We start from the raw sequence: 24,196 nt of genomic DNA on the forward strand, positions 1-24,196 counted from the left end.
GTGCCAGTCACTTTTGCCGACGTCGCGAAGAGCCAATACATCCTGCTGACCACGTTCACCAAGGACGGCCGACCCAAGCCGACGGCCATCTGGGCGGCGCCGCGCGGCGACGGCCTGATCGCCATCACCCAAGAGAAGTCGTGGAAGGTCAAGCGGATCCGCAACACCCCACGGGTGACCATCGCCGAATGTGACGTCAAAGGAAACCCCAAAGGCCAGGCGGTCGAGGCCGTCGCCACGGTCCTGGACAAATCCGCGAATGCAGCCACCTACGACGCCATCGGCAAGCGCTACGGGCTGCTGGGTAAGACGTTCAACTTCTTCTCGAAGCTGCGCGGCGGCATGAAGAACAACGTTTCGATCGAGCTCAAACCGGTGAACTGAGCTACATGGCTCCTACCTTCACCGACGTGTACCACGAGAAGTACCTGCTGCTCACCACGTTCACCAAGGACGGCAAGCCCAAGCCGACCACGGTGTGGGGCGTGCCCGAGGGTGACAAGCTGCTGATCATCACCGATGACGGGTCGTGGAAGACCAAGCGGATCAACAACACCCCGCGGGTCACCATCCAGAAGGCCGGCGCACTGGGCAAGGCCAGAGGTGAACCCGTCGAGGCGGTGGCGCGCAACCTGCCCGATTCGGAGACCCGGCGGGTGTTCGAAAAGGTCACCAAGCGTTACTGGTGGCACGCGTGGTGGTGGGTACCGCAGGCGCTGCTCCGCGGCGGCATCGACAAGGTGCACAGCGCGATCGAGGTGACCGCCGCGCCCGCGTCCGCCTAGGAAAACACCGCCGGAACCCCACGGCGCCGCGGTCCGTTGGCACAACATGGCGATGCGGCTGTTTCTCCTCTACCTGTTCCTCGAGCTGGCGGTCGTCGTGGCCCTGGTCTCGACGATCGGGTTCGGCTGGACGGTACTGGCGCTGCTCGGCAGCTCCGTCCTCGGCGTCGCGCTCGCCGGTTCCCAGGTCAAACGCCACATTGCGCGGCTGCGCTCCGGTCTGGCGTCGCCGCAGGGGGCGGTCAGCGACAGCGCCATGGTGGCGCTGGGCGCCGTGCTGGTGTTCGTGCCGGGCCTGGTGACGACCGTCGCGGGGCTGTTGCTGCTGATGCCGCCGACCCGCGCCGTCGCCCGTCCGCTGCTGGCGGCCGTCGCCGCCCGGCGGATGCCGCTGATCACGGTCGCCGCCAGCGGCGGCGGCCGCCCCGGCCGCGGCGATTACATCGACGGGGAAGTCATCGACGTCGTCGATGCCGGTTACCGCCCGCCCGAGGGCGAGCAGCCCAAAGCCTTGCCGCCCAACCCTGACCCAAGTTGACGACGCTGCTTCGCGGCGGTCGGATCCACAGTCCGGCGATGCCGGACGCCACCGCGATGGCCATCCGGGATGACACGGTCGTCTGGCTGGGCGACGATGACGTCGGCCTCGTCCAATTTCCCGACGCCGAGGTCATCGACCTGGACGGCGGATTCGTCGCACCCGCGTTCGTCGACAGCCACGTCCACCTCACCGCGACCGGCCTCACGCTGACGGGCCTCGACTTGCGCGGAGCCACATCGACCCAGCACTGCCTCCAACTCCTCACCGAATACGCCCGGACACACCCCGACGGCCCGGTCTGGGGACACGGCTGGGACGACGCCGGCTGGCCCGAGCCCGGCCCGCCGAGCACTGATGACCTGGACCGAGTGCTCGGCGACCGGCCGGCCTACCTCGCGCGCGTCGATGTCCATTCCGCCGCGGCCTCGACGGCTCTTCGCCGGCTGGCGCCCGGCCTGAACTCCGCGACGGGGTATGACCCGCAGCGGCCGCTCACCGCTGACGCCCACCACCTGGTTCGCGCCGCCGCCCGCGACGGGCTGACCGCAGGGCAACGGACCCGTGCCCGCACCGCCGCACTCGACCTGGCCGCCGCCAACGGAATCGTCGCCGTCCACGAATGCGCCGGCCCCGAGATCGGCGGCCTTGACGACTGGCTGGAGCTGCGCGACACCCGTCACGGCGTCGAGATCATCGGCTACTGGGGTGAAGCGGTCACCGCGCGCGAACAGGCCGAAGCACTGATGCGGTCGACCGGCGCGCGCGGCCTCGCGGGAGACCTGTTCGTCGACGGCGCGCTCGGATCGCGTACGGCCTGGCTGCACGAGCCCTACGCCGACGCGCCGGACAGCTGGGGCAACACCTACCTCGATCCGGACGCGATCACCGCGCACGTGCGCGCCTGCACCGAGGCCGGCATCCCAGCCGGATTCCACGTCATCGGCGATGCCGCGGTCACCGCGGTCGTCGAAGCCCTGCAGCGGGTGGTCGAAGGTCTCGGCGTGCAGGCCGTCGCGCGCTGTGGCCACCGGTTGGAGCACCTCGAAATGGTGACCTCTGAACAGGCCGCGCGCCTGGGTGCCTGGGGCGTCATCGCCAGCATGCAGCCGAACTTCGACGCGCTGTGGGGCGGCGAGCACGGCATGTATGCCCGGCGTCTTGGTAGCGATCGAGCCATGCGGCTCAACCCGCTGGCGCTGTTAGCATCCCAAGGCGTGCCACTCGCGTTCGGCTCCGATACGCCGGTCACCGGCATGAATCCGTGGGCGACGGTGCGGGCGGCGGCCCGGCACCACACACCCGGCAGCGCGATATCGATGCGCGCGGCGTTCTCGGCGACCACCCGTGGAGCATGGCGGGCCGGCGGCGTGCGCGACGGCGTCACCGGGACGCTCGTTCCAGGCGCACCCGCCTCCTATGCCGTTTGGGAAACCGACCGGCTCGAGGTCAGCGCCCTCGACAACGCGGTGCAGCGCTGGTCGACCGATCCGCGGTCGCGGGTTCCCGCACTGCCGCGGCTCGACCCCGACGACCCGCTGCCGCGCTGCCGCCAGACGGTTCACCGGGGTGCCGTCCTCCATGGCTGAGCGGACGCGGCGCGAGTGGGGCCGCGCCGAGGACGACACCGAGTCGTTCCCCGCTGTCAGCGCCGAACGCGACGAGGGAAGTGCCAGGCCGTCGGCTCGGCGTGAGGTGCCCGCGTGGGTCAAGCGATTCGGCGACGCTTTGGTGGTGCGGCTGCCGCGCGTGTCCGCCGCGATCGCCGGCGGGCTGCTGCTGTGCGTGAGCTTCCCGCCGTTCGGCTGGTGGTACACGGCGGTCCTGGCGTTCGCCGTGCTGGCCTGGGTACTGACCAGAAAGTCCACAAAGCCGGTCGGCGGTTTTGGTTACGGCTTCCTGTTCGGTGCGGCGTTCTACATTCCGCTGTTGCCGTGGACCGGTGTCATGGTCGGGCAGTTGCCGTGGCTGGCGCTGTCGCTCGTGCAGGCCGTGTTCCCCGCGCTGTTCGGTCTCGGTGCCGTCGCCACCCGCCGACTGGGCGGGTGGCCGGTCTGGTTCGCGGGGGTGTGGGCGCTGACCGAATGGGCGAAGTCGACCATACCGTTCGGCGGATTCCCTTGGGGCGTGGTTGGTTTCGGCCAAACCGACGGACCGCTGCTGCCGCTGGCCAAGATCGGCGGCGCGCCGTTGGTGTCGTTCGCGGTGACCGTGCTTGGATTTTCGCTCGCCGCCCTGGCCTTCGAGATCTTCGCCTGGTGGCAGCGCGGCGAGGCCGGCCAGACACCCACCTCACCGCCGCCGGCGGTCGTCCTGCCGGGGGCCTGCGTCTGCGCGGTGCTGATCGCCACCGCCGCGGTCGCGCCCGGGGTTCGGCAGTCCGGTGCGGGGGCCGCCGACGAACCGTCGGTCAACGTGGCCGTCGTGCAGGGCAACGTCCCGCAGCTCGGCCTGGACTTCAACGCCCAGCGCCGGGCGGTGCTCGACAACCACGTGCGCGAAACGGTCCGGCTGGCCGGCGAGGTGAGGGCTGGCCGTGCGCCGCAGCCGTTGTTCGTCATCTGGCCGGAGAACTCGTCGGACATCGACCCGCTGGCCAACCAGGACGCCGCCGACCAGATCGCAGTCGCGGTGGAAGCGATCAAGGCGCCGATCCTGGTCGGCGGTGTCGTCAAGGGTCCCGGCTATACGCCGGACAACCCGGTATCGACCAACTCAGTCATCGTGTGGAATCCCGGGACCGGCCCGGCTGACCGGCACGACAAGCAGATCGTCCAGCCGTTCGGCGAGTACCTGCCGTGGCGCAGCTTCTTCAAGCACTTCTCGCCATACGCCGACCGGGCCGGCTATTTCGTCGCGGGCAGTGGCTCCGGCGTCGTGACCGCGGCGGGGGTGCCGGTCGGGGTGTCGACATGCTGGGAAGTCATCTTCGACCGTGCACCGCGCGAGTCGGTGCTGGCCGGAGCGCAGGCGTTGACCGTGCCGTCCAACAATGCCACGTTCGACGAGTCGATGAGCGTCCAGCAGCTCGCCTTCGGCAGGCTGCGTGCCGTCGAACACAACCGCTACGTCCTTGTGGCGGGAACGACCGGAATCAGCGCAGTCATCGCGCCCGACGGCCGCGTGCTGGCCCGCACCGGCTGGTTCGAGCCTAATTACCTCGACCAGGCGATCCGGCTGAAGACGCAGCTCACCCCCGCAACCCGGTGGGGCCCGTGGGTGCAGGGGCTGCTGGTGGCCGTCGGCATCGGTGCCCTCGTCACAGCGATACTGCACAATGGGAAGTTCGTGCGTGGTCGCCGCCGGGTGACCAGCGCCAGCGGTAAAGACACGCCACCCGAGACCGGGGGCATCGAAAGAGGAACCACATGAGCGGCCCAGGGCCAGCGAAACGCCCGAGTCAGCGCACTCTGGTCATCATTCCGACCTACAACGAGCGGGAAAACCTGCCGTTGATCGTGGGCCGGGTGCACAGCGCCCAGCCCGACGTCCACATCCTCGTCGTCGACGACGGCAGCCCGGACGGCACCGGCGAGCTCGCCGACGAACTGGCGCTGGCCGACCCCGACCGGGTGCACGTCATGCACCGCAAGAGCAAGGACGGGCTCGGCGCGGCATATCTGGCCGGGTTCGCGTGGGGGCTCAGCCGCGAATACTCCGTTCTCGTCGAGATGGACGCCGACGGCAGCCACGCGCCCGAAGAGCTGCACCGCCTGCTGGGCGCCATCGACACCGGCGCCGATCTGGTGATCGGCTCGCGCTACGTGCCGGGCGGGGCCATCCGCAACTGGCCGCGGCGGCGCTTCGTACTGTCCAAGACCGCCAACACCTACGCCAGGGTCCTGCTCGGCGTCGACGTGCACGACATCACCGCCGGCTACCGCGCCTACCGGCGCGAGGTGCTGGAGAAAATCGACCTCGCCGCCGTGGAGTCGAAGGGCTACTGCTTCCAGATCGACCTGACGTGGCGCGCGATCAACAACGGGTTCATCGTCGTGGAAGTGCCGATCACCTTCACCGAGCGCGAACTCGGCCAGTCGAAGATGAGCGGATCCAACATCCGCGAGGCGATGTTCAAGGTCGCGGAGTGGGGTATCCGCGGGCGCCTGGATCGCGCCCGCGGCGTGGTGCGCTAGCCGCTGGTCAGCTGCCGCGGCGGCGGGTCTTGATGATGTCGAGGCGCTCCTTGAGCAGCTCCTCGAGCTCCTCGATGGACCGGCGCTCCAACAGCATGTCCCAGTGGGTCCGCGGCGGCTTGACCTTCTTGGGCTCCGGCACGTCACCCTCGATCAGGGTGCCTTCCATGCCGTTGCGGCACAGCCAGGTGCCGGGAATTTCGGCGTCGTCGGCGAAGGGGACGTCGAACTCCTCGCCGTTGTCGGTGCGGTAGCGGGCAACCTGACGCGGCGCCAGGTCGTGGTTGCGGTCGGTCTCGTAGCTCACGGCTCCGAGGCGACTGCCTCTCAACACCCGATCAGCCATTCGTCAACACTCCTCGAAAAGTCAATTGTCTCCGATAAACAACGCAGCACACACTCTGCGAGTTCCCGACTCAGCCGTCGATGATACCGGGATATGCAGCACAGCCGGTCTAGAGTCGGGATCCGTGGAGACAGCCGAAGAGATTCGGACCAGAACCCGCCGCCGCCCGCAATCGTGCCGGTGGTGCGGCCGGGAAGTGGCCGATGCGGGCATGGGCAGGCGCAGGCAGTACTGCCGACAGTCGTGTCGCCAGCGTGCCTATGAACAACGGGCCCAGGTCAAGGGGACCGCGCTGGCGCCCGATGCGGTGGTGCTCACCGCGGAGGAGGCCGCCGAGCTGTCCGACCGGGTTTATCAGGTCAGGTGCGCGGCAGAAGACGTTTCCATCGCGATCGACGAAGGCGCGAAGCCCACGGAATTGCGTGAGCTGTGCGACGCTCTGATTCGCGCGGCCAAGGCGGCCGACGGCTGGCGATAGGGGGAACGCCCCCGGATGTGGCGCTTCGATCGATTCGTGCTCGACACCCAGCGCTACGAATTGCGTGACGGTGACCGGGTGATCCGCGTCGAGCCGCAGGTGTTCGACGTGCTCGCGCAGCTGGTCGCCAACCACGAGCGCTGCGTCACCAAGGAGGAATTGTTCGACGCCGTGTGGGGCGGACGCTTCGTCGGCGAGGCGGCGCTGACCAGCCGGATCAAGGCGGCCAGGCGCGCGCTGGGCGACGACGGCGAATCGCAGCGCTTCATCAGGACAGTGCGCAGCCGTGGATACCAGTTCGTCGCCGCCGTGGATGCGGGTCCGACGGCGCAGCCCGTCGAACCACTGCCGGACGAGCCGGCGCCGCGACAGCACATCGCGTTCTGCCGCGCCTCCGACGGCGTGCGGCTGGCCTACGCGGTGACGGGGGAGGGCCCCCCGCTGGTGCGTGCCGCCAACTGGATGACCCACCTCGGCTACGACGTCGAGAGCCCGGTGTGGCGGCACTGGGTCCGCGACCTGTCCCGGCGCCACACCTTCATCCGGTACGACGAACGCGGCTGCGGGCTATCCGATTGGGGTGCAACGGCCTTTAGCTTCAGCGACTGGGTGAGCGATCTGGAGTCGGTCGTCGAAGCGCTTGAACTGCAACACTTTCCGTTGTTGGGCGTGTCGCAGGGCGGCGCCGTCGCCGTCGCCTACGCTGCGAGGCATCCGGAGCGCGTCAGCAAGCTGGTGCTGTGCAGCTCCTACGCCCGCGGGCGAGGCGCACGGGCCGTCAACGAGGACGAAAAGCGGGCCGCGGCATTGGATCTCGATCTGGCCCGGGTGGGGTGGGGGCGCGACGACCCGGCGTTCCGGCAGGTGTTCGCCGCGCAGTTCCAACCCGACGGCACCCGCGCCGACTGGGCCGCGTTCGACCAGCTGCAGCGACGCACCACGTCGCCGGACAACGCAGTGCGCTTTCTCGAGGAGTTCGGCCGCATCGATGTATCCGAGGAGGCCGCCGCAGTGTCCTGCCCGACGCTCATCCTGCATTCACGCGACGACCACCGGCAGCCGCTGCGCGCCGCCGAAGAACTGGCCGCCCTGATACCCGATTCCCGGCTGGTGGCGCTCAACAGCAACAACCACCTGTTGACCGCGGCCGAACCCGCGTGGCAGGTGTTCCTCGACGAGGTGGAAAGCTTTCTCGCGGACTGAGCCTGCGATTCTCCAGGCAATCTCCACACATTCTTCATGTGCGGCGGTTGCGCGCCATTCATCCTGGTTCCCATGAAGAAACACATCCGAATCCTGCTTGTGGGCGTCGTCGCGCTTCTGGCGACGGTGACCGCATGTTCGAGCGGCACGAAAGAAGCGCCGCAGTCGCCGGCGCAGACGTCGGCCGCTCCCACCACCGCCGAACCATTCCCGCAGTCGGCGAAGTACATCGCCGACACCAAGTCGGCCGACGGCAAGTCGATGGTCATCGGCATCGCCGTCGACGGCGCCAAGGTCGCCGCGTACGCATGCAACGGCGTCGACGACGAGGCCTGGTTCTTCGGCGATCAGAAGGACGGCAAGATCTCCCTCACGTCTCGCTTCAAGGACACTTTGGCTGCCGACTTCAACGGCAAGGACGTGGTCGGCGACCTGACCATGAACGGCGTTGCGTTCAAGTTCAGTGTCCCGGCCGTTCCCCCGCCCGCGGGCATGTACACCGCCCAGTTTCAGGGCGTGCGCGCGTCGTGGGTGGTACGGCCCGACGGCAGTGCGACCGGCGTGCAGTTCAACGGCGGCGTCAGCGGCCGCGACTTCGAGCAGGCCGAGCTGCAGCAGCTGAACGAGCAGCAGTTCCGCAACAGCGTGCGCAACAAGCGTCAGCTTCAGCAGGCCCAGCAGATCACCCTGCTGGCGAACAAGTCGGCGCGGTCGACCATCAACGGCCACGAGGTGACGCCCGTGATCGTCGACGGCGACTTCCGGCTGTGATTGCCGCCACAACTACATAGCCTTCCCCCAACGGCCCTGCCGGACTGCGTCTTTCGCGCATACCCGGCAGGGCCGATGGTTTATTTCAGCGCGAATACAACCCTGCGCAAGTACTCGGTCACTGCGTAACGTCGAACCACCGTGACAAGACCGACCCAGCTTCTCGCCGCCGCGCCGCCTGTGCGCCGGAGCGACCGCAGGTGGACCGTCATCCGGTGGGCTTCTCCGGTGGTTCTGCTGGCCTTGTGGCAGGTGGGTAGTGCGCTCGGGCTCATCCCGCAGGACGTGCTGCCTGCGCCGTCACTGATCCTGGAGGCCGGCGTCGAGGTATTGCAGAACGGGCAACTCGGCGACGCACTGCGGGTCTCGGGCATCCGGGTGCTCGAGGGTCTGGTGCTCGGCGGCCTCATCGGGGTGGGACTCGGCACCGCGGTCGGGCTCTCGCGGTGGGTGGAAGCGACCGTTGACCCGCCGATGCAGATGGTTCGTGCGCTGCCGCACCTCGGCCTGATCCCGCTGTTCATCCTGTGGTTCGGCATCGGCGAGCTCCCCAAGGTTCTACTCGTCGCGCTCGGCGTCAGCTTCCCGCTCTACCTGAACACGTTCTCGGCCATTCGCCAGGTCGACCCCAAACTCTTCGAAACCGCTCAGGTGCTTGGCTTCTCGTTCTGGCAGCGGTTCGCGATCATCATCGTTCCGAGCGCCGCACCCCAGGTGCTCGTCGGCCTGCGCCAGTCGCTGGCGATCGCATGGTTGACGTTGATCGTCGCCGAACAGATCAATGCCGACAAGGGCATCGGGTTCATGATCAACAACGCGCGCGACTTCCTGCGCATCGACATCATCATCTTCGGTCTGACCGTATACGCACTGCTCGGAATTGGCACCGACGCCATCGTCCGCGCGCTGGAACGACGAGCGTTGAGGTATCGCACATGACCCTTCTCACCGACCGACCGCTCGCGCTCGCAGGCGAGATACGTGACGTCAACAAGTTCTACGGCGATCACCACGTGCTTACCAATGTGTCGCTTCGGGTCAACCGCGGCGAAATGGTCGCGCTGATCGGGCGCAGCGGCTCCGGTAAGTCGACGATTTTGCGCGTGTTCGCCGGCCTGTCCGGCGATCACACCGGCGAACGCACGGTGGCCGGCTCGCCGGCGCTGGCGTTTCAGGAACCGCGGCTGTTTCCATGGCGCGATGTGCGCACCAACGTGGTATACGGCCTCAATCGCGCCAAGCTCGGCCGGGAGGAGGCACGCGCACGTGCCGATCGGGCGTTGGCCGACGTCGGCCTCACTGACCGCGCCACGGTCTGGCCATCGACCCTCTCAGGCGGTCAGGCACAACGCGTTTCGCTGGCACGGGCACTGGTCGCCGAGCCGGAGCTGCTGCTGCTGGACGAGCCGTTCGGCGCCCTGGACGCCCTGACGCGGCTGACGATGCGCGGGCTCCTGCTCGACCTGTGGCGTCAGCACGGATTCGGTGTGCTGCTGGTGACCCACGACGTCGACGAGGCCATCGCACTCGCCGACCGGGTGCTCGTCCTCGACGAAGGCCGCATCGTGTTCACGCTGACCATCGATGAACCACGACCGACCGCCGGTCAGGCCAACGCCGACACCGAGCGCTACCGCGCCGAGCTGCTGGACACGCTCGGCGTGCGCATCTGACGAATACCGCTCAAGGAAAGGTACTTTCATGTCCGCATTCCGGCGAACGCCGGTATTCCGCATAGCCGTGCTGGCGATCCTCGTCGGGCTGCTGGCCGGCTGCGTGTCACGCCAGGACAGCTCCGGAGCCAAGGAAGCGCCCGCGACCATCCCGCTGGCCGAATTGGCAGGCCTGACACTGCAAGTCGGTGACCAAAAGGGCGGCACCGAGGCGCTGCTGCGGTCGGCCGGAGCGCTTGACGATCTGCCCTACAAGATCGCGTTCTCGACGTTCACATCGGGACCTCCGCAGATCGAAGCCGCGACAGCGGGCAAGATCGACTTCGCGATCACCGGCAACACGCCGCCGATCTTCGGCGCCGCCTCCAACGCGAAGGTCAAAGTCGTCTCCGCCTATGACGGAAGTGGCCGCGGCGACCGCATCCTCGTGCACAACGACTCGCCGATCCGCGCCGTGGCCGATCTGCGCGGCAAGCGGGTCGCGGTCGCCAAAGGTACCTCGGCGCACGGCAACCTATTGGCACAGCTGAAGCGCGTCGACGTGCCGCCGTCCGACCTCACGCTGGTGTTCCTGCAGCCCGCCGACGCGCTCGGCGCGTTCAAACAGCACCAGGTCGACGCGTGGGCCATCTGGGACCCCTACACCGCGCAAGCCGAAGCCGACATCCCGGTGCGCAGCATCGCCCAGGCGACGAGTATCACCAACGGCGCCGGCTTCGGCGTGGCCTCGGACGATGCGCTGGCCGACCCGAAGCGCAGCACCGCCATCGGCGACTTGCTGGTGCGCTATGCCAAGGCGGTGCGGTGGGCCAAAGACCACCCCGACCAGTGGGCGCAGCGCTACGCCGCCGAAGTCGGCCTCGACCCGAAAGTGGCCGCCGCGGCGCAGGACCGCAGCCTGAGATTGCCCACCGCACTGTCCGATCAGCTAGTCGGTACCGAGCAGGAGCTGGCCGACCTGTTCGCCGCGACCAAGCAGATCGCCGCCGCGCCGGAATTCGCCAGTTGGGTCGACCGTCGCTACGCGGACACGCTAAACCCCTTGTACCTCAACCGTTAAGGATTTTCATGTCGTCCGAAATACATTCACCCACCGGGAAGTTCTTCTGGTTCCTGCCCACCAACGGTGACAGCCGCTCGATCGTCGGCGCGTCGCACGCGTCGGCGCATCACACCGTGCCCGCGAACTACCGGCCGCCCACGCGGCGGTACCTGGCCGAGGTGGCCCGCGCCGCCGACCGGCTCGGCTTCGAGGGTGTGCTGACCCCGACGGGTACCTGGTGTGAAGACGCGTGGCTCACCGCGTCGGCTCTGCTCGCCGAAACCGAACGACTCAAGTTCCTCGTCGCATTTCGCCCCGGCCTGGTGCCGCCGACGCTGGCCGCCCAGCAGACCGCGACCCTGCAGCGATTCTCGGAGGGCAGGGTGCTGCTGAACATCGTCAGCGGCGGCGACGACGTCGAGCAGCGCCGGTTCGGCGACTGGCTGGACCACGACGAGCGCTACGCCCGCACCGGCGAGTTCCTGCACATCGTCAACTCGGTGTGGCGGCAGGAGTCGGTGGATTTCGAAGGCAAGTTCTACACCGTCAAGGACGCCCGCGTGTCCGCGCCGCCAGATCCGTTGCCGCAGATCTACTTCGGCGGGTCCTCGGCCGCTGCGCTGCCCATTGCCGCCGAGCACGTCGACGTCTACCTCACCTGGGGCGAGCCGCCGCAGGCGGCCGCGGCCAAGATCGAGCGGGTGCGCGCACTGGCCGAGGAACGCGGCCGCAAGGTGCGCTTCGGGATCCGGCTGCACACGATCAGCCGTGACACGTCGGCCGCGGCGTGGGCCGTCGCCGATGAGTTGATCGCCGAGCTGTCGCCCGAACAGATCGCCAAACAGACGCAGCTGCATGCCAAGTCGCAATCCGAGGGGCAGCGCCGGATGACCGCGCTGCACGGGGGCCGGATCGATCAGCTGGAGATCTACCCCAACCTGTGGGCCGGCGTCGGGCTGGTCCGCGGGGGAGCGGGCACCGCGCTGGTCGGCAGCCACGAAGAGGTGGCCAACCTGATCTACGAATACCACTCGGTGGGCTTCGACGAGTTCATCCTGTCGGGCTACCCGCATCTCGAGGAGGCGTACTGGTTCGCCGAGGGCGTGCTGCCGCTGCTCCGGCAGAAGGGCGTCGCCTGAGGCTCAGCAGCCGTACTTCTCCCCAACGTCCGCAGGCGGATTCACCCGCTGCAGGCATCCGAACGGGACGATGCCGGCGTCGCTGAACCGGGCCGCCGACCGGTGGGCATAGTTGACGCAGTACAGCCCCGAGGGATCCGAGCGGCAGCGGTAATCGCCGAAGGCCAGCGTGTCACCATACGCCAGCTGAGGTCCGGTGCCGCTGCTGAACCGGCCGGGATCGCCGTGCACCGAACCGATTTCGATGCTGGCGCCGGCGAAGTCGACCCACCCGCCCTTCCAATGGCCGTAGACGTCCGGCGGCTGCAGCGGTGGAACCACCAGGTCCACCAGACACGCCAGTGCGCCGTCGGCGCTGGTCGAGTCGGTCATGCACTCCGTCTTGCCCGACGGTGTGGTGAACGCGACGTCGTCACCGAGCGGTGTCGTCGTGCCCTGCCGGGTCGCGGAGTGGAACGCAGCAACATCGGCCGGCCGCCCCGATTCGATGAACATGATCACGTCGGCAACGTCGGCGCCGGCCTGCGGCGGCGCGGCGCGAGCCGCCGTACTGGGCGCGGTCGGACTCGGGGGTGACGTCGTGGTTCTGGCCGGGGCCGACAGCGAGGGCTCGGCTCGCTCGGTATCTCCGCCGACGCCTTGAGAACAACCGCCGACCAGCACAGACGCCGTGATCAGCACAGCAATCCGCATATCGGCCAGGCTAGCGGGCCGCCAACCGAATACGGGCAAGGCGCGGCGCGCGAGTCGGTTCGATACGGTCAGGGTCATGCACGAACACATCGTCCGCGCAACGATCAGCTCCGGCACCGTCGAGGGATTTACCCGCGACGGCGTACACCGGTGGCGGTCGATTCCCTACGCCCAGGCGCCCGTCGGCCCGCTGCGGTTCAAGGCGCCGCGACCGGTGCAGCCGTGGCCGGGCGTGCGCTACTGCCACGGGTTCGGCAACTGTGCGCCACAACAGCGCATGTACACGCTGCTGGGCGTCGGCAAGTACCAGTCGATGGGGGAAGACTGCCTGACGCTCAACGTCACCACCCCAAAGCGGCGGCGTGATGAACCGATGCCGGTCATGGTGTTCATCCACGGCGGCGGCTACATCCTCGGCAGTTCGGCGACACCGATCTACGACGGTGCGGCGCTTGCCCGCAAGGGATGCGTGTACGTCTCGGTCAACTACCGGCTCGGGCCGCTGGGCTGTCTGGACCTGTCGTCGCTGTCGTCGGGCGACGTGACTATCGATGACAACCTGTTTCTGCGCGATCTCGTGATGGCGCTGCGGTGGGTACGCGACAACATCGCGGTGTTCGGCGGCGACCCCGACAACGTGACGATCTTCGGCGAGAGCGCCGGCGCGCACGCCGTGGCCACTCTCCTTGCGGTTCCCGCGGCGAAAGGCCTTTTTGCGCGCGCGATTTCGGAAAGCCCGGCTAGTGGCCTGGTGGGAAGTCCCGATGTACGGGCGCGTTATGCCGAGCAGTTCGCCGCGCTGCTGCGGGCGGACCGGCGCAACGCCGCCGAGGTGCTGATGACGGCGCGGCCCGCCGACCTGGTCAACGCAGTCGACAAGCTCATCAGAAACTCCCAGACCGATATGCTCGGCGCGTTTCCGGTGGGACCCACCAGCGGCACCGACTACCTTCCGCTGGACCCGGCCGAGGCGATGCGCAGCGGTGACGCGCACCAGGTTCCCCTCATTGTCGGCACCAACGCCCACGAGGGCCGGTTGTTCACCCGATGGCTCAAGCTGCTGCCGACCAACGAGGCGATGATCGAAGGCTTGCTCGGTGGTCTGGAACCTGAACACCGCCAACGCATTACCTCGGCCTACCCTGGTTATCCGGACGAGGGGGCCTGCATCCGGCTCGGCGGCGATTTCGCGTTCGGTACGGCCGCCTGGCAGATCGCCGAAGCGCACAGCTGCCATGCGCCGACCTACCGCTACCGCTTCGACTACGCACCGCGCACGCTGCACTGGTGGGGTTTCGGCGCGACCCACGCGACCGAGCTGTTCGCCGTCTTCGACATCTACCGCACACGGTTCGGCTCGCTGCTCACAGCGGCCGCCGACGGCCGCTCGGCGCGGCGGGTCAGCGACGACGTGCAGACGCGGTGGCGAGAATTCAGTCGCCGCGGCGTGCCCGGCGACGACTGGCCGACCTACACCCGGCCTGAGCGCGCGGTGATGGTGTTCGACCGCCGTTCCCGGGTGGTCAACGATCCGCACGGCGATCGACGCGAGGCCTGGGAGGGATTCACGCTGGCGAGACGTTGATCGGTGTGGCGCAAGGGAGCCCGCGTCAGCGCGTGGACGTCATCGGACATACTCCGTGGGTGACTACCATCGAGCGGCCCGCCGACCTGACCGCCGAGTGGCTGACCGCCGCCCTTGGCGCTGGCGCCGTGGAGCGTTTCAGCGCCGAACGGATCGGCACCGGCCAGATGAGTGAGTGCTATCGCGTGGCACTGAGCTACGCCGACGGCGCCGACGGGCCCGCGTCGGTGGTGCTCAAGGTCGCGGCCACCGACGCAGCGAGCAGGCAGACCGGCCTCGCGCTGGGCCTCTACGAACGCGAGGTGCGGTTCTACACCGACATCGCGCCGGGCATCGGCGGACCCGTCGCCCCGTGTTACAGCTCGGGATTCGACGGTCAGACCGGCGTCTTTCACCTGCTGCTCTGCGACGCCGCACCGGCGGTCGTCGGCGACGAAATCCGCGGCGCCACAGTCGAACAGGCGATGCTGGCGATGGCAGAGCTGGGCCGGCTGCACGCGCCGCTGCTGGGCCGGACGTCGATGGCCGACGTGGACTGGCTCAACCGGGAATCGCCGGTCAATCAGGCGCTCATCGCGCAGCTGTACGCCGGGTTCGTCGACCGGTACCGCGACGACATCGCCCCGCCCCACCGCGAGGTGTGCGAACGGTTGGTCAGCAGCTTCGACGCCTACCTTGCGCAGGAGGCGGCTGCCGGTCGCGTGCAGGGCCTCGTACACGGCGACTACCGGTTGGACAACATGCTGTTCGGCCAGCCGGGATCCGACCGGCCGCTCACCGTCGTCGACTGGCAGACCGTCACCTGGGGAGCGGCGATGACCGACGTCGCGTACTTCCTCGGCTGCGCACTGCCCGACGATGTCCGCCGCGACCACTACGACGCGCTGCTGGCTGCCTACCACGACGCGTTGGGGCCGGACGCCATCCTCAACCTGGAGGACGTCCGCGAAGGCGTGCGGCGTGCGGGGTTCTTCGGCGTGACGATGGCGATTGTGTCGCCCATGCTCGTCGAGCGCACCGCCCGGGGCGACGAGATGTTCATGACGATGCTGCGCAGACACTGCCAGCACGTGCTCGACACCGACGCGCTGGCGACACTGCCCGAACCCACTGCCCCCGAACCGTTGCAGCCCACGGCCGACGACGAGGGCGCCCACCCGCCGGGTGCCGAACCGCTGTGGAGCGAGAGCTGGTATGCCGACTTCGCCGACGAAGGACAGGGCATCGGCGGCTGGTTCCGGCTCGGCCTGATCCCCAATCAACAAAGGGCCTGGGTCAACGCTCTGCTCTGCGGGCCCGATATGCCGACCATCGCCGTGAACGACTTCGAGGTCGCGCTACCGGAGGACCCCGCGGTGGTGCGGTCCGATGCCGTCGAGCTCAACCACGCCGCCGCCGATCCGCTGCAGACCTACCACGTCAGGCTGCGCGGCCAGGGGCAGGCCTACGACGACCCGTCGGCACTTCTGCGCGGGGAATCAGGACGGCCGGTCGAGCTGTCGATGGACCTGCAGTGGACGACAGCGGGCACGCCCTACCTTTACCGCGTCACATCCCGCTACGAGATTCCGTGCACGGTGTCGGGCAGTGTCGTGGTCGACGGCACCGTGACCGACGTCCGCGAGGTGCCGGGGCAGCGCGACCACTCCTGGGGGGTGCGCGACTGGTGGGGCATGGACTGGGTGTGGACGGCGCTGCATTTGCACGACGGAACCCACTTGCACGCCGTCGACATCAGGATCCCAGGATCGCCGCACTTCGGTGTCGGTTACCTCCAGCGGTCGGGTTCGCTGACCGAGGTGCAGGCCGTGACTGCTCGAGAGGGCTTTGCCGACAACGACTTACCCGTGACGACCGAGCTGGAGCTGACGCCCGGCGACGTCACCGCCACCGTGCAGATCAAGGGCCACGCGCCGGTGCTGCTCACCGCGCCCGACGGTCGGGTGAGCCACTTCCCGCGCGCCTGGGCAACCGTTACGACAACTGACGGCAGATCCGGCGTCGGATGGATGGAGTGGAACCGCAACCTGTCGGGCTAGAGGTGCGCGCTGTCGTCGTCGAGGTTCTCTCGGCCTAGCCCCATCGGTGTCGCCGCCGGCACGTCACCGCCTGCGACGACCGTGCGGGTGATCGGCGTCAGCGCCCGAAACAGCTCCTCCACCTCGGCGTCCTCCAGCGCGTCGAGCGCACCGAGCGCCAGCGCATCGGTGGTGTCCTCGATGTGCCGCTTGAGATCGCGACCCGCGTCGGTCAGGGCGCCGCTTCCGTCCATCAGGCCGCGCTCGGCCAACTCGGCCTGGTGCTGACGCCACTGGCCGTCGTCGTAATCGCGACTGCGCATGATCATCTCGGGTGGAACGCGACCCGCCGCGGCGTGCAGCACGTTGGACTCGCGGCCCGACAACCCCGACGATGCCAGCACCGCCACATGGGCGTCGCCGCGCTGCTCTCGCAGCAGGGTCGTCGCGTGCCAGAGCATCGCCAGCGGTTCGGTCGGCCACGGCAGTGCGGCGTTGGCGGCAAACAGTGGTCTGCCGTCGAGCGGGGCGTTGCGCGCGGCTTTGGCGGCGAGTTCGGCGGCAGCCTCGACATCCCCGTCGGTCAACCCGTACCGCCGTAGGGTGGCCACCGCGCCGTCCTCGCGGGCGCGCAAAGCCGCAGCGGGAGAAGCGAATTTCCATGCCGCGGGCAGCGCCTTGGCCACCCGGGCGGGGGCGAAGTTGTAGAAGACCGCGGTCACGACCTCGGCGGGCACCGTGCCCAGAGGCGCGGACCGGCCCGCGAAGTAACCCATCCAGAAACCGCGGTAGCCGAGGCCGTCGAACGCCGCCCGGCTCTCCGGCGAAAAGTAGGTCACGGCGTGCACTGGCTCAAAACGGTCATAGAAACGTCGTGCCAGCCCAGCATCTCTGCCCATGGCGACAGTTAATCACCCGTGGACTCCGCGGCCACCGCCGCCGCCGCCTCGTCGATGATCGCGCGCATGGCGCGCTCGGCGGCGTCTTCGTCGCGCAGCCGGATGGCTCGGGCGACCTCGTCGTGCAACTCGATCGCCCTTGGATTCGGCGTTGCAGGCATCATCTGGTGGTGCGTGCGGCCGCTGAGTATCTCGGCCACGACATCGTTGAGGGCACGGAACATCTCGTTGCCGCTGGCCTCCAGCAGCGTGCGATGAAACACCTTGTCCGCCACCAGATAAGAGTCGAGGTCGCCGGCGCGTCCGTGCATCACCATGTCCGACACCGCAGCTGCCATGACACGGCACTGATGCGGATCGGCGCGACGGGCGGCGAGAGATGCCGCGGTGGGCTCGAACCCCCGCCGCAGTTCGGACAGCGTCACCAAAACCGCTGCGCGGTCGTCTGATTCGAGCCGCCAGCGGATCACGACCGGATCGAAGACGTTCCATCTGTCCGATGGTTGAATCGTGATGCCCACTCTGCGACGGGACGCGGCCATGCCCATGGACTCGAGCACGCGGATCGCTTCGCGCGCGACACTGCGTGAGACACCGTGTTCGGCGCTCACCCCGTCGAGGGTGAGAACTTGGCCCGGCGGGTATTTCCCGGAGGCGATTCCGGTGCCCAGCGACGTGAGCAGGTTGCGGTGCAGGGCGCCGACGTTTGATGGCGAAGCCACAGATACATCGTGTCATATGTTCGCTAGTGCCGATTAACAACAGATTTTTCTGTTACAGCATTGCAATAGTATGACTATTAGTGCATGCTGTGTGACGTCGGGCACAGGAGGGTAGGTGGAGCGGATGGGGTCCCCGATCGTCGTGATGGGCGTCTCCGGCTCCGGAAAATCGACAGTGGGAGCGGCGTTGGCTCAGCGCACAAGGGTGCCCTTCGCCGACGCCGATGATTTTCATCCCCTCGCCAACATCCAGAAGATGACGGCCGGTCACCCGTTGAACGACGACGACCGATACCCATGGCTCGAGGCGATCGGGGAATGGATCGCAGCGCGCTGCGAAAGCGGTTGCGTGATGAGCTGCTCGGCGTTGAAGCGCAAGTATCGCGACCAGTTGCGCCGACGCTGTCCCGATCTCGTCTTCCTGTACCTCGCCGGTTCGCCCGAGGTGATCGGCAGGCGTCAGGCCAGCCGGCCGGGGCACTTCATGCCCGCGTCGCTGTTGGCGTCACAGTTCGACACACTCGAACCGCTGGAGGCCGACGAACGCGGTGTCACCGTCGACGTCGACCAGAACATCGACGCGATCGTCGAAAACTATCTCGACCTCATGGGCGCATCCGAAGAGGAGAAGAAATGACCCCGGCACTCACCGTTCTCGCGGCCGACACCGAGCTCGCCGAACCGGTCGCCGCCGGTTGGCAATTGGTGCTCGCCGCGCTCGCAGGCATCGCACTGATCGTCGTGCTGATCACCATCGCCAAGCTGCATCCGTTCCTGGCGCTGATCTTCGGTGCGCTGACCGTCGGCTTCGTCGCAGGGGTCAACATCGGCGACGTTCTCGAATCGTTCGCCGACGGGTTCGGCACCACCGCGGCGGGAGTGGGTGTACTTATCGCGCTCGGTGCGATGTTCGCCAAGCTACTGGCTGATTCGGGCGGTGCCGACGAGATCGTCGACACCATCGTCGGCCACGCCTCGCCGAGAGCCTTGCCGTGGGCGATGGCGTTGGTGGGCGCCATCATCGGGCTGCCGATGTTCTTCGAGATCGGACTTGTGCTGTTGATGCCGGTCATCTATCTGGTGGCCAAGCGCTCACAGCTGTCGCTGATCGCCGTCGGAATCCCGGCGTTGGCAGGGCTTTCCGCGATGCACGGCCTGGTGCCGCCGCACCCCGGACCGCTGACCGCGATCGATCTGCTCCATGCCGACCTCGGGATCACGCTGGCTCTCGGTGTGGCTGTGGCGATTCCGACCGTGATCGTGGCCGGGCCGATGTTCGGCCGGCTCGCCGGACGGTGGGTGGTGGTGGACGTTCCCGACAGATTCGACGCCGACGACTACACCCGCGACGCAGGAATGGGGGCGGCGGCAGGCGAAGTGGAAGCCGACGGCACGGCCGGGGCGACGCAAACTGCGACCCGCACCCAGCTGCGCCGGCCGTCGTTCGGTATCACGCTGTTTTCGGTGTTGCTTCCCGTCGCGCTCATGATGGGCAAGGCGCTCGCCGACATCTTCATCGACGACGAAAACAGCGTGTTGCGACAGACTTTCGACATCCTCGGTCGTCCGTTGATGGCTCTGCTCATCGCCGTCGTGGTCGGGATCTTCACCCTCGGCCGGGGCGCGGCCATGACGCGCGACCAGATCACCAAATGCCTGGAATCGGCGTTGCCGCCGGTCGCAGGCATCATCATGATCGTCGCCGCGGGTGGTGGGTTCAAGCAGGTACTCGTCGACACCGGGATCGGCACCAAGCTCGCCGAGTGGGCCACCGCCGCACACATCTCGGCCATTCTGCTGGCCTGGGTCCTGGCCGTATTGATCCGTCTCGCAACGGGTTCGGCCACCGTTGCCACCATCACCGCGTCCTCGTTGATGCTCGGCCTCGTCGAGGGCATGAGCACCGGGCAGGTGTCACTGGTGGTGCTCGCGGTCGGCGCCGGTTCGCTGTTCTTCTCCCATGTCAACGACGCCGGCTTCTGGCTCGTCAAGGAGTACTTCGGAATGACCGTCGGCCAGACCATCAAGTCCTGGTCGATCATGGAGACGGTGCTGTCGGTGACTGGCCTCGTGCTGGTGCTTCTGCTCGGGCTGGTGATCTGAGCCTCAGGCCTTGACGACCTGGGTTCCGCCGGCGATCTCGTCGTGCTTGCCCTGCTTGGTGGGGCTGCCGCTGATCGTCACGGCGATCACGATGATTGCGACGACCCCGAGAAAGCCGCCGACGATCGGGATGATGGGAAGCAGCGTCCACACGTTGCGGATCGCGGACTGCTGAGCCGTCGGTTTCGGGACACCGCGCGGCCCATGCACGCGCAAACCGAGCAGCTTCTTGCCCGGCGTCCACCCCTGCGCCGTTTCGAAGGCCAGGAAGTAGATGAACGTCAACAGCCCGGTGAATACACCGGTCACCCAGTAGTTCGACAGCGTGTCGGTTACCAGGAACAGTAGAATGCTCACGATGCCGACGAGGATGGCGTCGATCAGCCGTGCCAAGAACCGCACCACCAGCCCGGCCGGCTCGAGGTTCGCCGGGAATGGCGGCGGGTAGCCCCGCGGGTCACTGCCGTACGGTCCTTGCGCGGGATCGGTCGTCATGGACGGTCAATCTACCGTCTTCGCAACCGTCGGCGACGGGACTCAACTGAAGCGGCGCCGTTGTCTCTTGGTCTGCTTTTTGGTCTGCGTACGCGCCGTATCGGCCAGATCGCTTGCCCGGTAGCGGGCTGCCTCGGCGCGTTCCCGTGCCGCGTCGGCGAGCTGGGGTGCGCGTTCACGCGCCACGTCGGCGAACCCTGCGGCGCGTCCACGGGCGGCCTCGGCGAGCTCGGGCCCGCGGTCACGAGCGACCTCAGCCAGTTCGGCCGCGCGTTCGCGGGCGGCCTCGGCCAGTTCAGGCGTGCGCTCGCGGGCAACCTCAGCGAGCGCGACGGCCCGTTCGCGGGCGGCCTCGGCTATCTCCGGCGCACGATCGCGCGCAACATCGGCCAGCTCGGCACCGCGTTCACGCGCCACGTGCAGACCGTGACCCAGCTTTTCGGCGAAGGCGCTGTCGGCCAGCACTCCACCGGACGCTGCCCCGACCGGAAGCGCGGCGGTCACGGCGTCAGACACCTTGCGGGCCGCGCGCCTGCCGCGCCATCCGAGCGACGGCTTGCCTTCGGTGTCGACCGCGGCGATGATCAGCCCGCCGAGCAGGCTGAGGTCGGTCATGAAGGCCCGGCGCTCGTCGCTCTTGCGTTGCGGGTCCGTCTCGTTCCAGAACATGTGGCCGCCGAGGCTGCCGGGGATGACGGTGAAGGCCAAAGCCGCAGAAGCCAATCGCGGCGCTTTGCCGGTCGCCAGCAGCAGACCACCACCGATTTGGACCGCGGCATTGATCCGCGCGAACGTCTCGGCGTCAGACGGGACGTTGGTGCCGATCGGGTCGGGTAACTGGCGCATGCCGTCGAGAGCGGGCCGCGCCGCATCCGCGGCCGGCTTGGGATTGCGAAGGGCATCCACGCCCTGTCCGATGAAAGCCACTGACAGCAGGGGACGCGCGATCCGTCGTATCAACATGGAGCGGGGGTTCCCAGGGCCGCGGCGTGACAAACGTTAATACGAGTTGTCGGATTTGCGACGCAGCGGCAGTGGGAGCAGGAACCAGAACGAAGCGAGAGCGACCAGCGTGGCGCCGCCGGCGATCAGCGCACCGGTCCGTCCGATCACGGTGTCGAAAATGACAACGGCGACCCCGACGAGGGCCGCTCCGAGCAGGGCCAGGCCGGAGATGGCGAATGAATGCGAGACAGAGACAATTGCATCCAAACGGTGCCGACGGAACAGGACCCGGTGCATGCCGACGGGTGCTACCAGCAATACGGTGGCGCCGATCGAACAGGCGACCGTCGCGAGGTAGACGACCCGCATGGTTCCGTCCAGCTGGGTGAATCGTTGTTGGAACGGCAGGGTCAACAGAAAGCCGGTGAGGAGTTGGACACCGGTCTGGGTGACCCTCAACTCCTGCAAAAGGCTGGACCAATTGCGGTCCAGCCGTTGAGCTTCCGTTTCGTCGCGGTCTGAATCCCACCGCTTCTGCGCGCCTGGATGCTCCATGTCCACGACGGCATTGTGTCAGGGCGACCCCGGGTTCTGGCCCGATCAACGGTTTCAGCGCGCGGCGTAGCGCAGCAGCGCGATGCCCGAGCGGAACCCTCTGGGCGGTTCGACCAAGGACAACGACGACGTCGACACACCGTCGGGAAACAGGCGACGGCCGCGACCTTGCACAGCGGGATATACGAACAGCCGATACTCGTCGACCATCCCAGCTGCGATCAGCCAATGCGCGAGGGTGATACTGCCCGTGACGACGATGTCTTTTCCCGACGCAGCTTTCAGCTGCCGCACGCTGCTGACCAGGTCGCCGCGCACCACCGCCGAGTTCTGCCAGCCAGGGTCGGTCATCGTCGACGAGACCACGTATTTGGTCACACCATTGAGGTAGTCCGTGATGCCCGTGCGGTCGTCACGCTGGTGCGGCCAGTAACCCCGGAAGTCTTCGAAGGTCTGCCGGCCCAGGAGCAACGCGTCAGCCTCGGCGTCCTGCCGGTGCGACTCCTCGAGCAGGTCGTCGCTTTGGCACTGCGGGTCAAACCAGTCGTCGAGCATCTCGATCGACCCGTCGAGCGTGATGTTCTCGGTGATGACGAGCTTTCGCATGTCGGTACTGACTCCGTGGCGCCGCCGAAGTCATCGCCGCGATTGGGAGTAGCTTCGCAAGAGTGACGCTCGTCGCCGGTATCGACTCCTCAACGCAGTCGTGCAAGGTGCTCGTCTGTGACGCGGACTCCGGTGTGATCGAGCGGTCCGGCACCGCGCCCCATCCGGACGGCACCGAGGTGGATCCGCAGCTGTGGTGGGACGCTTTGCGCGCCGCCGCCGAAGCCGCAGGCGGGCTCGACGATGTCGCGGCTGTCGCGGTGGGCGCCCAGCAGCACGGCATGGTGTGTCTCGACGAAGCGGGTGCCGTCGTCAGGAAAGCTCTGCTATGGAACGACACTCGCTCCGGCGCCGCAGCGGCCGAACTCGTCGGCGAGCTTGGCGGGGCAGCGCAGTGGGCGCAGAGCATCGGCGTAGTTCCCGTCGCGGCTATCACCGTCAGCAAGCTGCGCTGGCTTGCCGACTACGAACCCGACCTGGCCGCCGCGACCGCTGCGGTCTGCTTGCCCCATGACTGGCTGACGTGGCGGCTGAGCGGTTCGACCGATATCAGCGAGCTGCGCACCGACCGCAGCGACGCCAGTGGCACTGGGTATTTCTCTGCGCAGTCAAACAGGTATCACCACGACCTGCTCGAGCTGGCAATGCACGGCCGTCGTCCGGTCTTGCCGGCCGTGCTCGGCCCGCGTGACACCGCCGGGAGAACGCCGTCGGGCGTGGCACTCGGCCCGGGTGCGGGGGATAACGCCGCGGCGGCGCTAGGGCTCGGAGCGCAACCCGGAGACTGCATCGTCTCGCTCGGAACGTCCGCAGTGGTGAGCGCCGTCGGGCACACCGCACCCCACGACGCCGAGGGCATCGTGGCCGGCTTCGCCGACGCGACGGGGCGTCAGCTGCCACTGGTCTGCACGCTCAACGGTGCGCCGGTGCTGGCGGCGCTGGCGACCATGCTCGGCGTGGACTACGACGAACTGGATCGGCTCGCGTTGTCGGCGCCACCGGGTGCCGGCGGCCTGACCCTCGTGCCGTACCTCGAGGGGGAGCGGTCGCCGAACCTACCGAACGCCGCCGGCGCCTTACACGGCATGACCGCGCGCAATCTCACCCCGGCCAACATCGCGCGCGCCGGTGTCGAGGGGCTGCTCTGCTCGCTGTCGTACTGCCTGGACAAGATCGCGGCCCAAGATGTCGGCGTCGAGCGGATCATCCTGATCGGCGGCGGCGCGCGCTCGGAGGCGGTCCGTATCCTCGCACCGGCGATATTCGGTCGCCCGGTCGTGGTTCCGACACCGGGACAGTATGTGGCGCTTGGTGCGGCGCGGCAGGCGGCTTGGGTTCTGTCACAACACGATTCACCGCCGCAGTGGTCCTTCGGCATCACGACGATGCATACCGCGGCTGCCACGCCCGAGGTTGTCGAACAGTATCGGCGGGCCCAGCCTCTGACTCTGGGACAGCGCTGAA

26 protein-coding genes are annotated in these 24,196 nt (G+C 67.8%); 18 read left to right on the top strand and 8 right to left on the bottom strand.

Features of this window, described 5'->3' with window-relative positions; translation table 11 throughout:
* The 6 genes from A5651_RS14615 to A5651_RS14640 are packed head-to-tail and all read left to right on the top strand — an operon-like array spanning nucleotide 1 to nucleotide 5,459.
* Nucleotides 1–384, top strand: a complete 384-nt coding sequence (locus A5651_RS14615) for a PPOX class F420-dependent oxidoreductase (protein WP_066981858.1) — start codon at nucleotides 1–3, stop codon at nucleotides 382–384.
* Nucleotides 385–389: 5 nt separating this feature from the next.
* Complete coding sequence (locus tag A5651_RS14620; RefSeq protein WP_066981861.1) at nucleotides 390–785, top strand: PPOX class F420-dependent oxidoreductase; 396 nt, start codon at nucleotides 390–392, stop codon at nucleotides 783–785.
* Nucleotides 786–831: 46 nt separating this feature from the next.
* On the top strand, nucleotides 832–1,323 hold the full coding sequence (locus A5651_RS14625; protein WP_066981864.1) for an FxsA family protein: 492 nt from the start codon (nucleotides 832–834) through the stop codon (nucleotides 1,321–1,323).
* Nucleotides 1,320–2,912, top strand: coding sequence for an amidohydrolase (locus tag A5651_RS14630; RefSeq protein ID WP_066981867.1), 1,593 nt, complete (start codon nucleotides 1,320–1,322; stop codon nucleotides 2,910–2,912). The genes A5651_RS14625 and A5651_RS14630 overlap by 4 nt, the downstream gene beginning before the upstream one ends.
* On the top strand, nucleotides 2,905–4,695 hold the full coding sequence (lnt, locus tag A5651_RS14635) for an apolipoprotein N-acyltransferase (protein ID WP_082943778.1): 1,791 nt from the start codon (nucleotides 2,905–2,907) through the stop codon (nucleotides 4,693–4,695). Before A5651_RS14630 ends, lnt begins: the two co-directional genes overlap by 8 nt.
* The gene (locus A5651_RS14640; RefSeq protein WP_066981871.1) at nucleotides 4,692–5,459 is read left to right on the top strand and encodes a polyprenol monophosphomannose synthase; all 768 of its coding nucleotides are present in this window, start codon (nucleotides 4,692–4,694) and stop codon (nucleotides 5,457–5,459) included. Before lnt ends, A5651_RS14640 begins: the two co-directional genes overlap by 4 nt.
* A 7-nt stretch (nucleotides 5,460–5,466) precedes the next feature.
* Here A5651_RS14640 and rbpA read toward each other — a convergent pair whose 3' ends face one another.
* The gene (rbpA, locus tag A5651_RS14645; RefSeq protein ID WP_066981874.1) at nucleotides 5,467–5,805 is read right to left on the bottom strand and encodes an RNA polymerase-binding protein RbpA; all 339 of its coding nucleotides are present in this window, start codon (nucleotides 5,803–5,805) and stop codon (nucleotides 5,467–5,469) included.
* A gap of 124 nt (nucleotides 5,806–5,929) precedes the next feature.
* On the opposite strand from rbpA, the gene A5651_RS14650 reads away from it, so the two are divergent.
* The 7 genes from A5651_RS14650 (at nucleotide 5,930) to A5651_RS14680 (ending at nucleotide 12,111) form a co-directional block, all read left to right on the top strand.
* Entirely contained in the window at nucleotides 5,930–6,283 is a 354-nt protein-coding gene (locus tag A5651_RS14650) for a hypothetical protein (RefSeq protein WP_156662924.1), read from the top strand.
* 15 nt (nucleotides 6,284–6,298) lie between these two features.
* Nucleotides 6,299–7,486, top strand: coding sequence for an alpha/beta fold hydrolase (locus A5651_RS14655; protein ID WP_066981876.1), 1,188 nt, complete (start codon nucleotides 6,299–6,301; stop codon nucleotides 7,484–7,486).
* Nucleotides 7,487–7,558: 72 nt separating this feature from the next.
* Entirely contained in the window at nucleotides 7,559–8,257 is a 699-nt protein-coding gene (locus A5651_RS14660) for a hypothetical protein (RefSeq protein ID WP_066981879.1), read from the top strand.
* Between the two features lie 180 nt (nucleotides 8,258–8,437).
* Nucleotides 8,438–9,196, top strand: coding sequence for an ABC transporter permease (locus A5651_RS14665; protein WP_369803954.1), 759 nt, complete (start codon nucleotides 8,438–8,440; stop codon nucleotides 9,194–9,196).
* Nucleotides 9,193–9,930, top strand: coding sequence for an ABC transporter ATP-binding protein (locus tag A5651_RS14670; protein WP_066981886.1), 738 nt, complete (start codon nucleotides 9,193–9,195; stop codon nucleotides 9,928–9,930). The genes A5651_RS14665 and A5651_RS14670 overlap by 4 nt, the downstream gene beginning before the upstream one ends.
* A 28-nt stretch (nucleotides 9,931–9,958) precedes the next feature.
* Nucleotides 9,959–10,990, top strand: coding sequence for an ABC transporter substrate-binding protein (locus A5651_RS14675; protein WP_066981889.1), 1,032 nt, complete (start codon nucleotides 9,959–9,961; stop codon nucleotides 10,988–10,990).
* 8 nt (nucleotides 10,991–10,998) lie between these two features.
* Nucleotides 10,999–12,111 (top strand): LLM class flavin-dependent oxidoreductase, encoded by a 1,113-nt coding sequence (locus tag A5651_RS14680; RefSeq protein WP_066981893.1) that lies wholly within the window; start codon nucleotides 10,999–11,001, stop codon nucleotides 12,109–12,111.
* 3 nt (nucleotides 12,112–12,114) lie between these two features.
* Here the strand turns inward: A5651_RS14680 and A5651_RS14685 are convergent, their stop codons facing one another.
* A complete protein-coding gene (locus A5651_RS14685) occupies nucleotides 12,115–12,804 on the bottom strand; it encodes a hypothetical protein (RefSeq protein ID WP_066981980.1) in 690 nt (229 codons plus the stop codon).
* Between the two features lie 76 nt (nucleotides 12,805–12,880).
* On the opposite strand from A5651_RS14685, the gene A5651_RS14690 reads away from it, so the two are divergent.
* A complete protein-coding gene (locus tag A5651_RS14690; protein ID WP_066981897.1) occupies nucleotides 12,881–14,389 on the top strand; it encodes a carboxylesterase/lipase family protein in 1,509 nt (502 codons plus the stop codon).
* Between the two features lie 59 nt (nucleotides 14,390–14,448).
* Nucleotides 14,449–16,428, top strand: a complete 1,980-nt coding sequence (locus A5651_RS14695) for a phosphotransferase (protein ID WP_156662926.1) — start codon at nucleotides 14,449–14,451, stop codon at nucleotides 16,426–16,428.
* Here the strand turns inward: A5651_RS14695 and A5651_RS14700 are convergent.
* Nucleotides 16,425–17,306 carry a hypothetical protein gene (locus A5651_RS14700; protein WP_066981900.1) on the bottom strand — a complete coding sequence of 294 codons (882 nt, stop codon included), beginning with the start codon at nucleotides 17,304–17,306 and terminating at the stop codon, nucleotides 16,425–16,427. The genes A5651_RS14695 and A5651_RS14700 overlap by 4 nt on opposite strands.
* 8 nt (nucleotides 17,307–17,314) lie before the next feature.
* Entirely contained in the window at nucleotides 17,315–18,028 is a 714-nt protein-coding gene (locus tag A5651_RS14705; protein WP_066981904.1) for a FadR/GntR family transcriptional regulator, read from the bottom strand.
* 124 nt (nucleotides 18,029–18,152) lie between these two features.
* Here A5651_RS14705 and A5651_RS14710 point away from each other — a divergent pair, with 124 nt between their 5' ends.
* Together A5651_RS14710 and A5651_RS14715 are read left to right on the top strand one after the other, a co-directional pair.
* Entirely contained in the window at nucleotides 18,153–18,665 is a 513-nt protein-coding gene (locus A5651_RS14710; RefSeq protein ID WP_066981907.1) for a gluconokinase, read from the top strand.
* Complete coding sequence (locus A5651_RS14715) at nucleotides 18,662–20,131, top strand: GntP family permease (protein ID WP_066981910.1); 1,470 nt, start codon at nucleotides 18,662–18,664, stop codon at nucleotides 20,129–20,131. Before A5651_RS14710 ends, A5651_RS14715 begins: the two co-directional genes overlap by 4 nt.
* Before the next feature lie 3 nt (nucleotides 20,132–20,134).
* Here A5651_RS14715 and A5651_RS14720 read toward each other — a convergent pair whose 3' ends face one another.
* The 4 genes from A5651_RS14720 to A5651_RS14735 are packed head-to-tail and all read right to left on the bottom strand — an operon-like array spanning nucleotide 20,135 to nucleotide 22,732.
* Entirely contained in the window at nucleotides 20,135–20,626 is a 492-nt protein-coding gene (locus A5651_RS14720) for an RDD family protein (RefSeq protein ID WP_066981913.1), read from the bottom strand.
* 42 nt (nucleotides 20,627–20,668) lie between these two features.
* Nucleotides 20,669–21,589 carry a DoxX family protein gene (locus A5651_RS14725; protein WP_066981916.1) on the bottom strand — a complete coding sequence of 307 codons (921 nt, stop codon included), beginning with the start codon at nucleotides 21,587–21,589 and terminating at the stop codon, nucleotides 20,669–20,671.
* Between the two features lie 36 nt (nucleotides 21,590–21,625).
* On the bottom strand, nucleotides 21,626–22,126 hold the full coding sequence (locus A5651_RS14730; protein ID WP_066981919.1) for a DUF6328 family protein: 501 nt from the start codon (nucleotides 22,124–22,126) through the stop codon (nucleotides 21,626–21,628).
* A 54-nt stretch (nucleotides 22,127–22,180) separates the two neighbouring features.
* Nucleotides 22,181–22,732 carry a dihydrofolate reductase family protein gene (locus tag A5651_RS14735; protein WP_066981923.1) on the bottom strand — a complete coding sequence of 184 codons (552 nt, stop codon included), beginning with the start codon at nucleotides 22,730–22,732 and terminating at the stop codon, nucleotides 22,181–22,183.
* 62 nt (nucleotides 22,733–22,794) lie between these two features.
* On the opposite strand from A5651_RS14735, the gene A5651_RS14740 reads away from it, so the two are divergent.
* Complete coding sequence (locus A5651_RS14740; protein ID WP_066981926.1) at nucleotides 22,795–24,195, top strand: xylulokinase; 1,401 nt, start codon at nucleotides 22,795–22,797, stop codon at nucleotides 24,193–24,195.
* Nucleotide 24,196 lies beyond the last annotated feature (1 nt).

The sequence above is a fragment of the Mycobacterium sp. 1274761.0 genome (genome assembly GCF_001668615.1).
GTDB lineage: Bacteria > Actinomycetota > Actinomycetes > Mycobacteriales > Mycobacteriaceae > Mycobacterium.

What these genes read in the sequence shown, in the direction of transcription:
- A5651_RS14620 (WP_066981861.1), top strand. Translation starts at nt 390, where the DNA reads ATGGCTCCTACCTTCACCGACGTGTACCACGAGAAGTACCTGCTGCTC.
- A5651_RS14625 (WP_066981864.1), top strand. Translation starts at nt 832, where the DNA reads ATGGCGATGCGGCTGTTTCTCCTCTACCTGTTCCTCGAGCTGGCGGTC.
- lnt (WP_082943778.1), top strand. Translation starts at nt 2,905, where the DNA reads ATGGCTGAGCGGACGCGGCGCGAGTGGGGCCGCGCCGAGGACGACACC.
- A5651_RS14640 (WP_066981871.1), top strand. Translation starts at nt 4,692, where the DNA reads ATGAGCGGCCCAGGGCCAGCGAAACGCCCGAGTCAGCGCACTCTGGTC.
- rbpA (WP_066981874.1), bottom strand. Translation starts at nt 5,805, where the DNA reads ATGGCTGATCGGGTGTTGAGAGGCAGTCGCCTCGGAGCCGTGAGCTAC.
- A5651_RS14655 (WP_066981876.1), top strand. Translation starts at nt 6,299, where the DNA reads ATGTGGCGCTTCGATCGATTCGTGCTCGACACCCAGCGCTACGAATTG.
- A5651_RS14660 (WP_066981879.1), top strand. Translation starts at nt 7,559, where the DNA reads ATGAAGAAACACATCCGAATCCTGCTTGTGGGCGTCGTCGCGCTTCTG.
- A5651_RS14670 (WP_066981886.1), top strand. Translation starts at nt 9,193, where the DNA reads ATGACCCTTCTCACCGACCGACCGCTCGCGCTCGCAGGCGAGATACGT.
- A5651_RS14675 (WP_066981889.1), top strand. Translation starts at nt 9,959, where the DNA reads ATGTCCGCATTCCGGCGAACGCCGGTATTCCGCATAGCCGTGCTGGCG.
- A5651_RS14680 (WP_066981893.1), top strand. Translation starts at nt 10,999, where the DNA reads ATGTCGTCCGAAATACATTCACCCACCGGGAAGTTCTTCTGGTTCCTG.
- A5651_RS14685 (WP_066981980.1), bottom strand. Translation starts at nt 12,804, where the DNA reads ATGCGGATTGCTGTGCTGATCACGGCGTCTGTGCTGGTCGGCGGTTGT.
- A5651_RS14690 (WP_066981897.1), top strand. Translation starts at nt 12,881, where the DNA reads ATGCACGAACACATCGTCCGCGCAACGATCAGCTCCGGCACCGTCGAG.
- A5651_RS14700 (WP_066981900.1), bottom strand. Translation starts at nt 17,306, where the DNA reads ATGGGCAGAGATGCTGGGCTGGCACGACGTTTCTATGACCGTTTTGAG.
- A5651_RS14710 (WP_066981907.1), top strand. Translation starts at nt 18,153, where the DNA reads ATGGGGTCCCCGATCGTCGTGATGGGCGTCTCCGGCTCCGGAAAATCG.
- A5651_RS14715 (WP_066981910.1), top strand. Translation starts at nt 18,662, where the DNA reads ATGACCCCGGCACTCACCGTTCTCGCGGCCGACACCGAGCTCGCCGAA.
- A5651_RS14720 (WP_066981913.1), bottom strand. Translation starts at nt 20,626, where the DNA reads ATGACGACCGATCCCGCGCAAGGACCGTACGGCAGTGACCCGCGGGGC.
- A5651_RS14725 (WP_066981916.1), bottom strand. Translation starts at nt 21,589, where the DNA reads ATGTTGATACGACGGATCGCGCGTCCCCTGCTGTCAGTGGCTTTCATC.
- A5651_RS14730 (WP_066981919.1), bottom strand. Translation starts at nt 22,126, where the DNA reads ATGGAGCATCCAGGCGCGCAGAAGCGGTGGGATTCAGACCGCGACGAA.
- A5651_RS14735 (WP_066981923.1), bottom strand. Translation starts at nt 22,732, where the DNA reads ATGCGAAAGCTCGTCATCACCGAGAACATCACGCTCGACGGGTCGATC.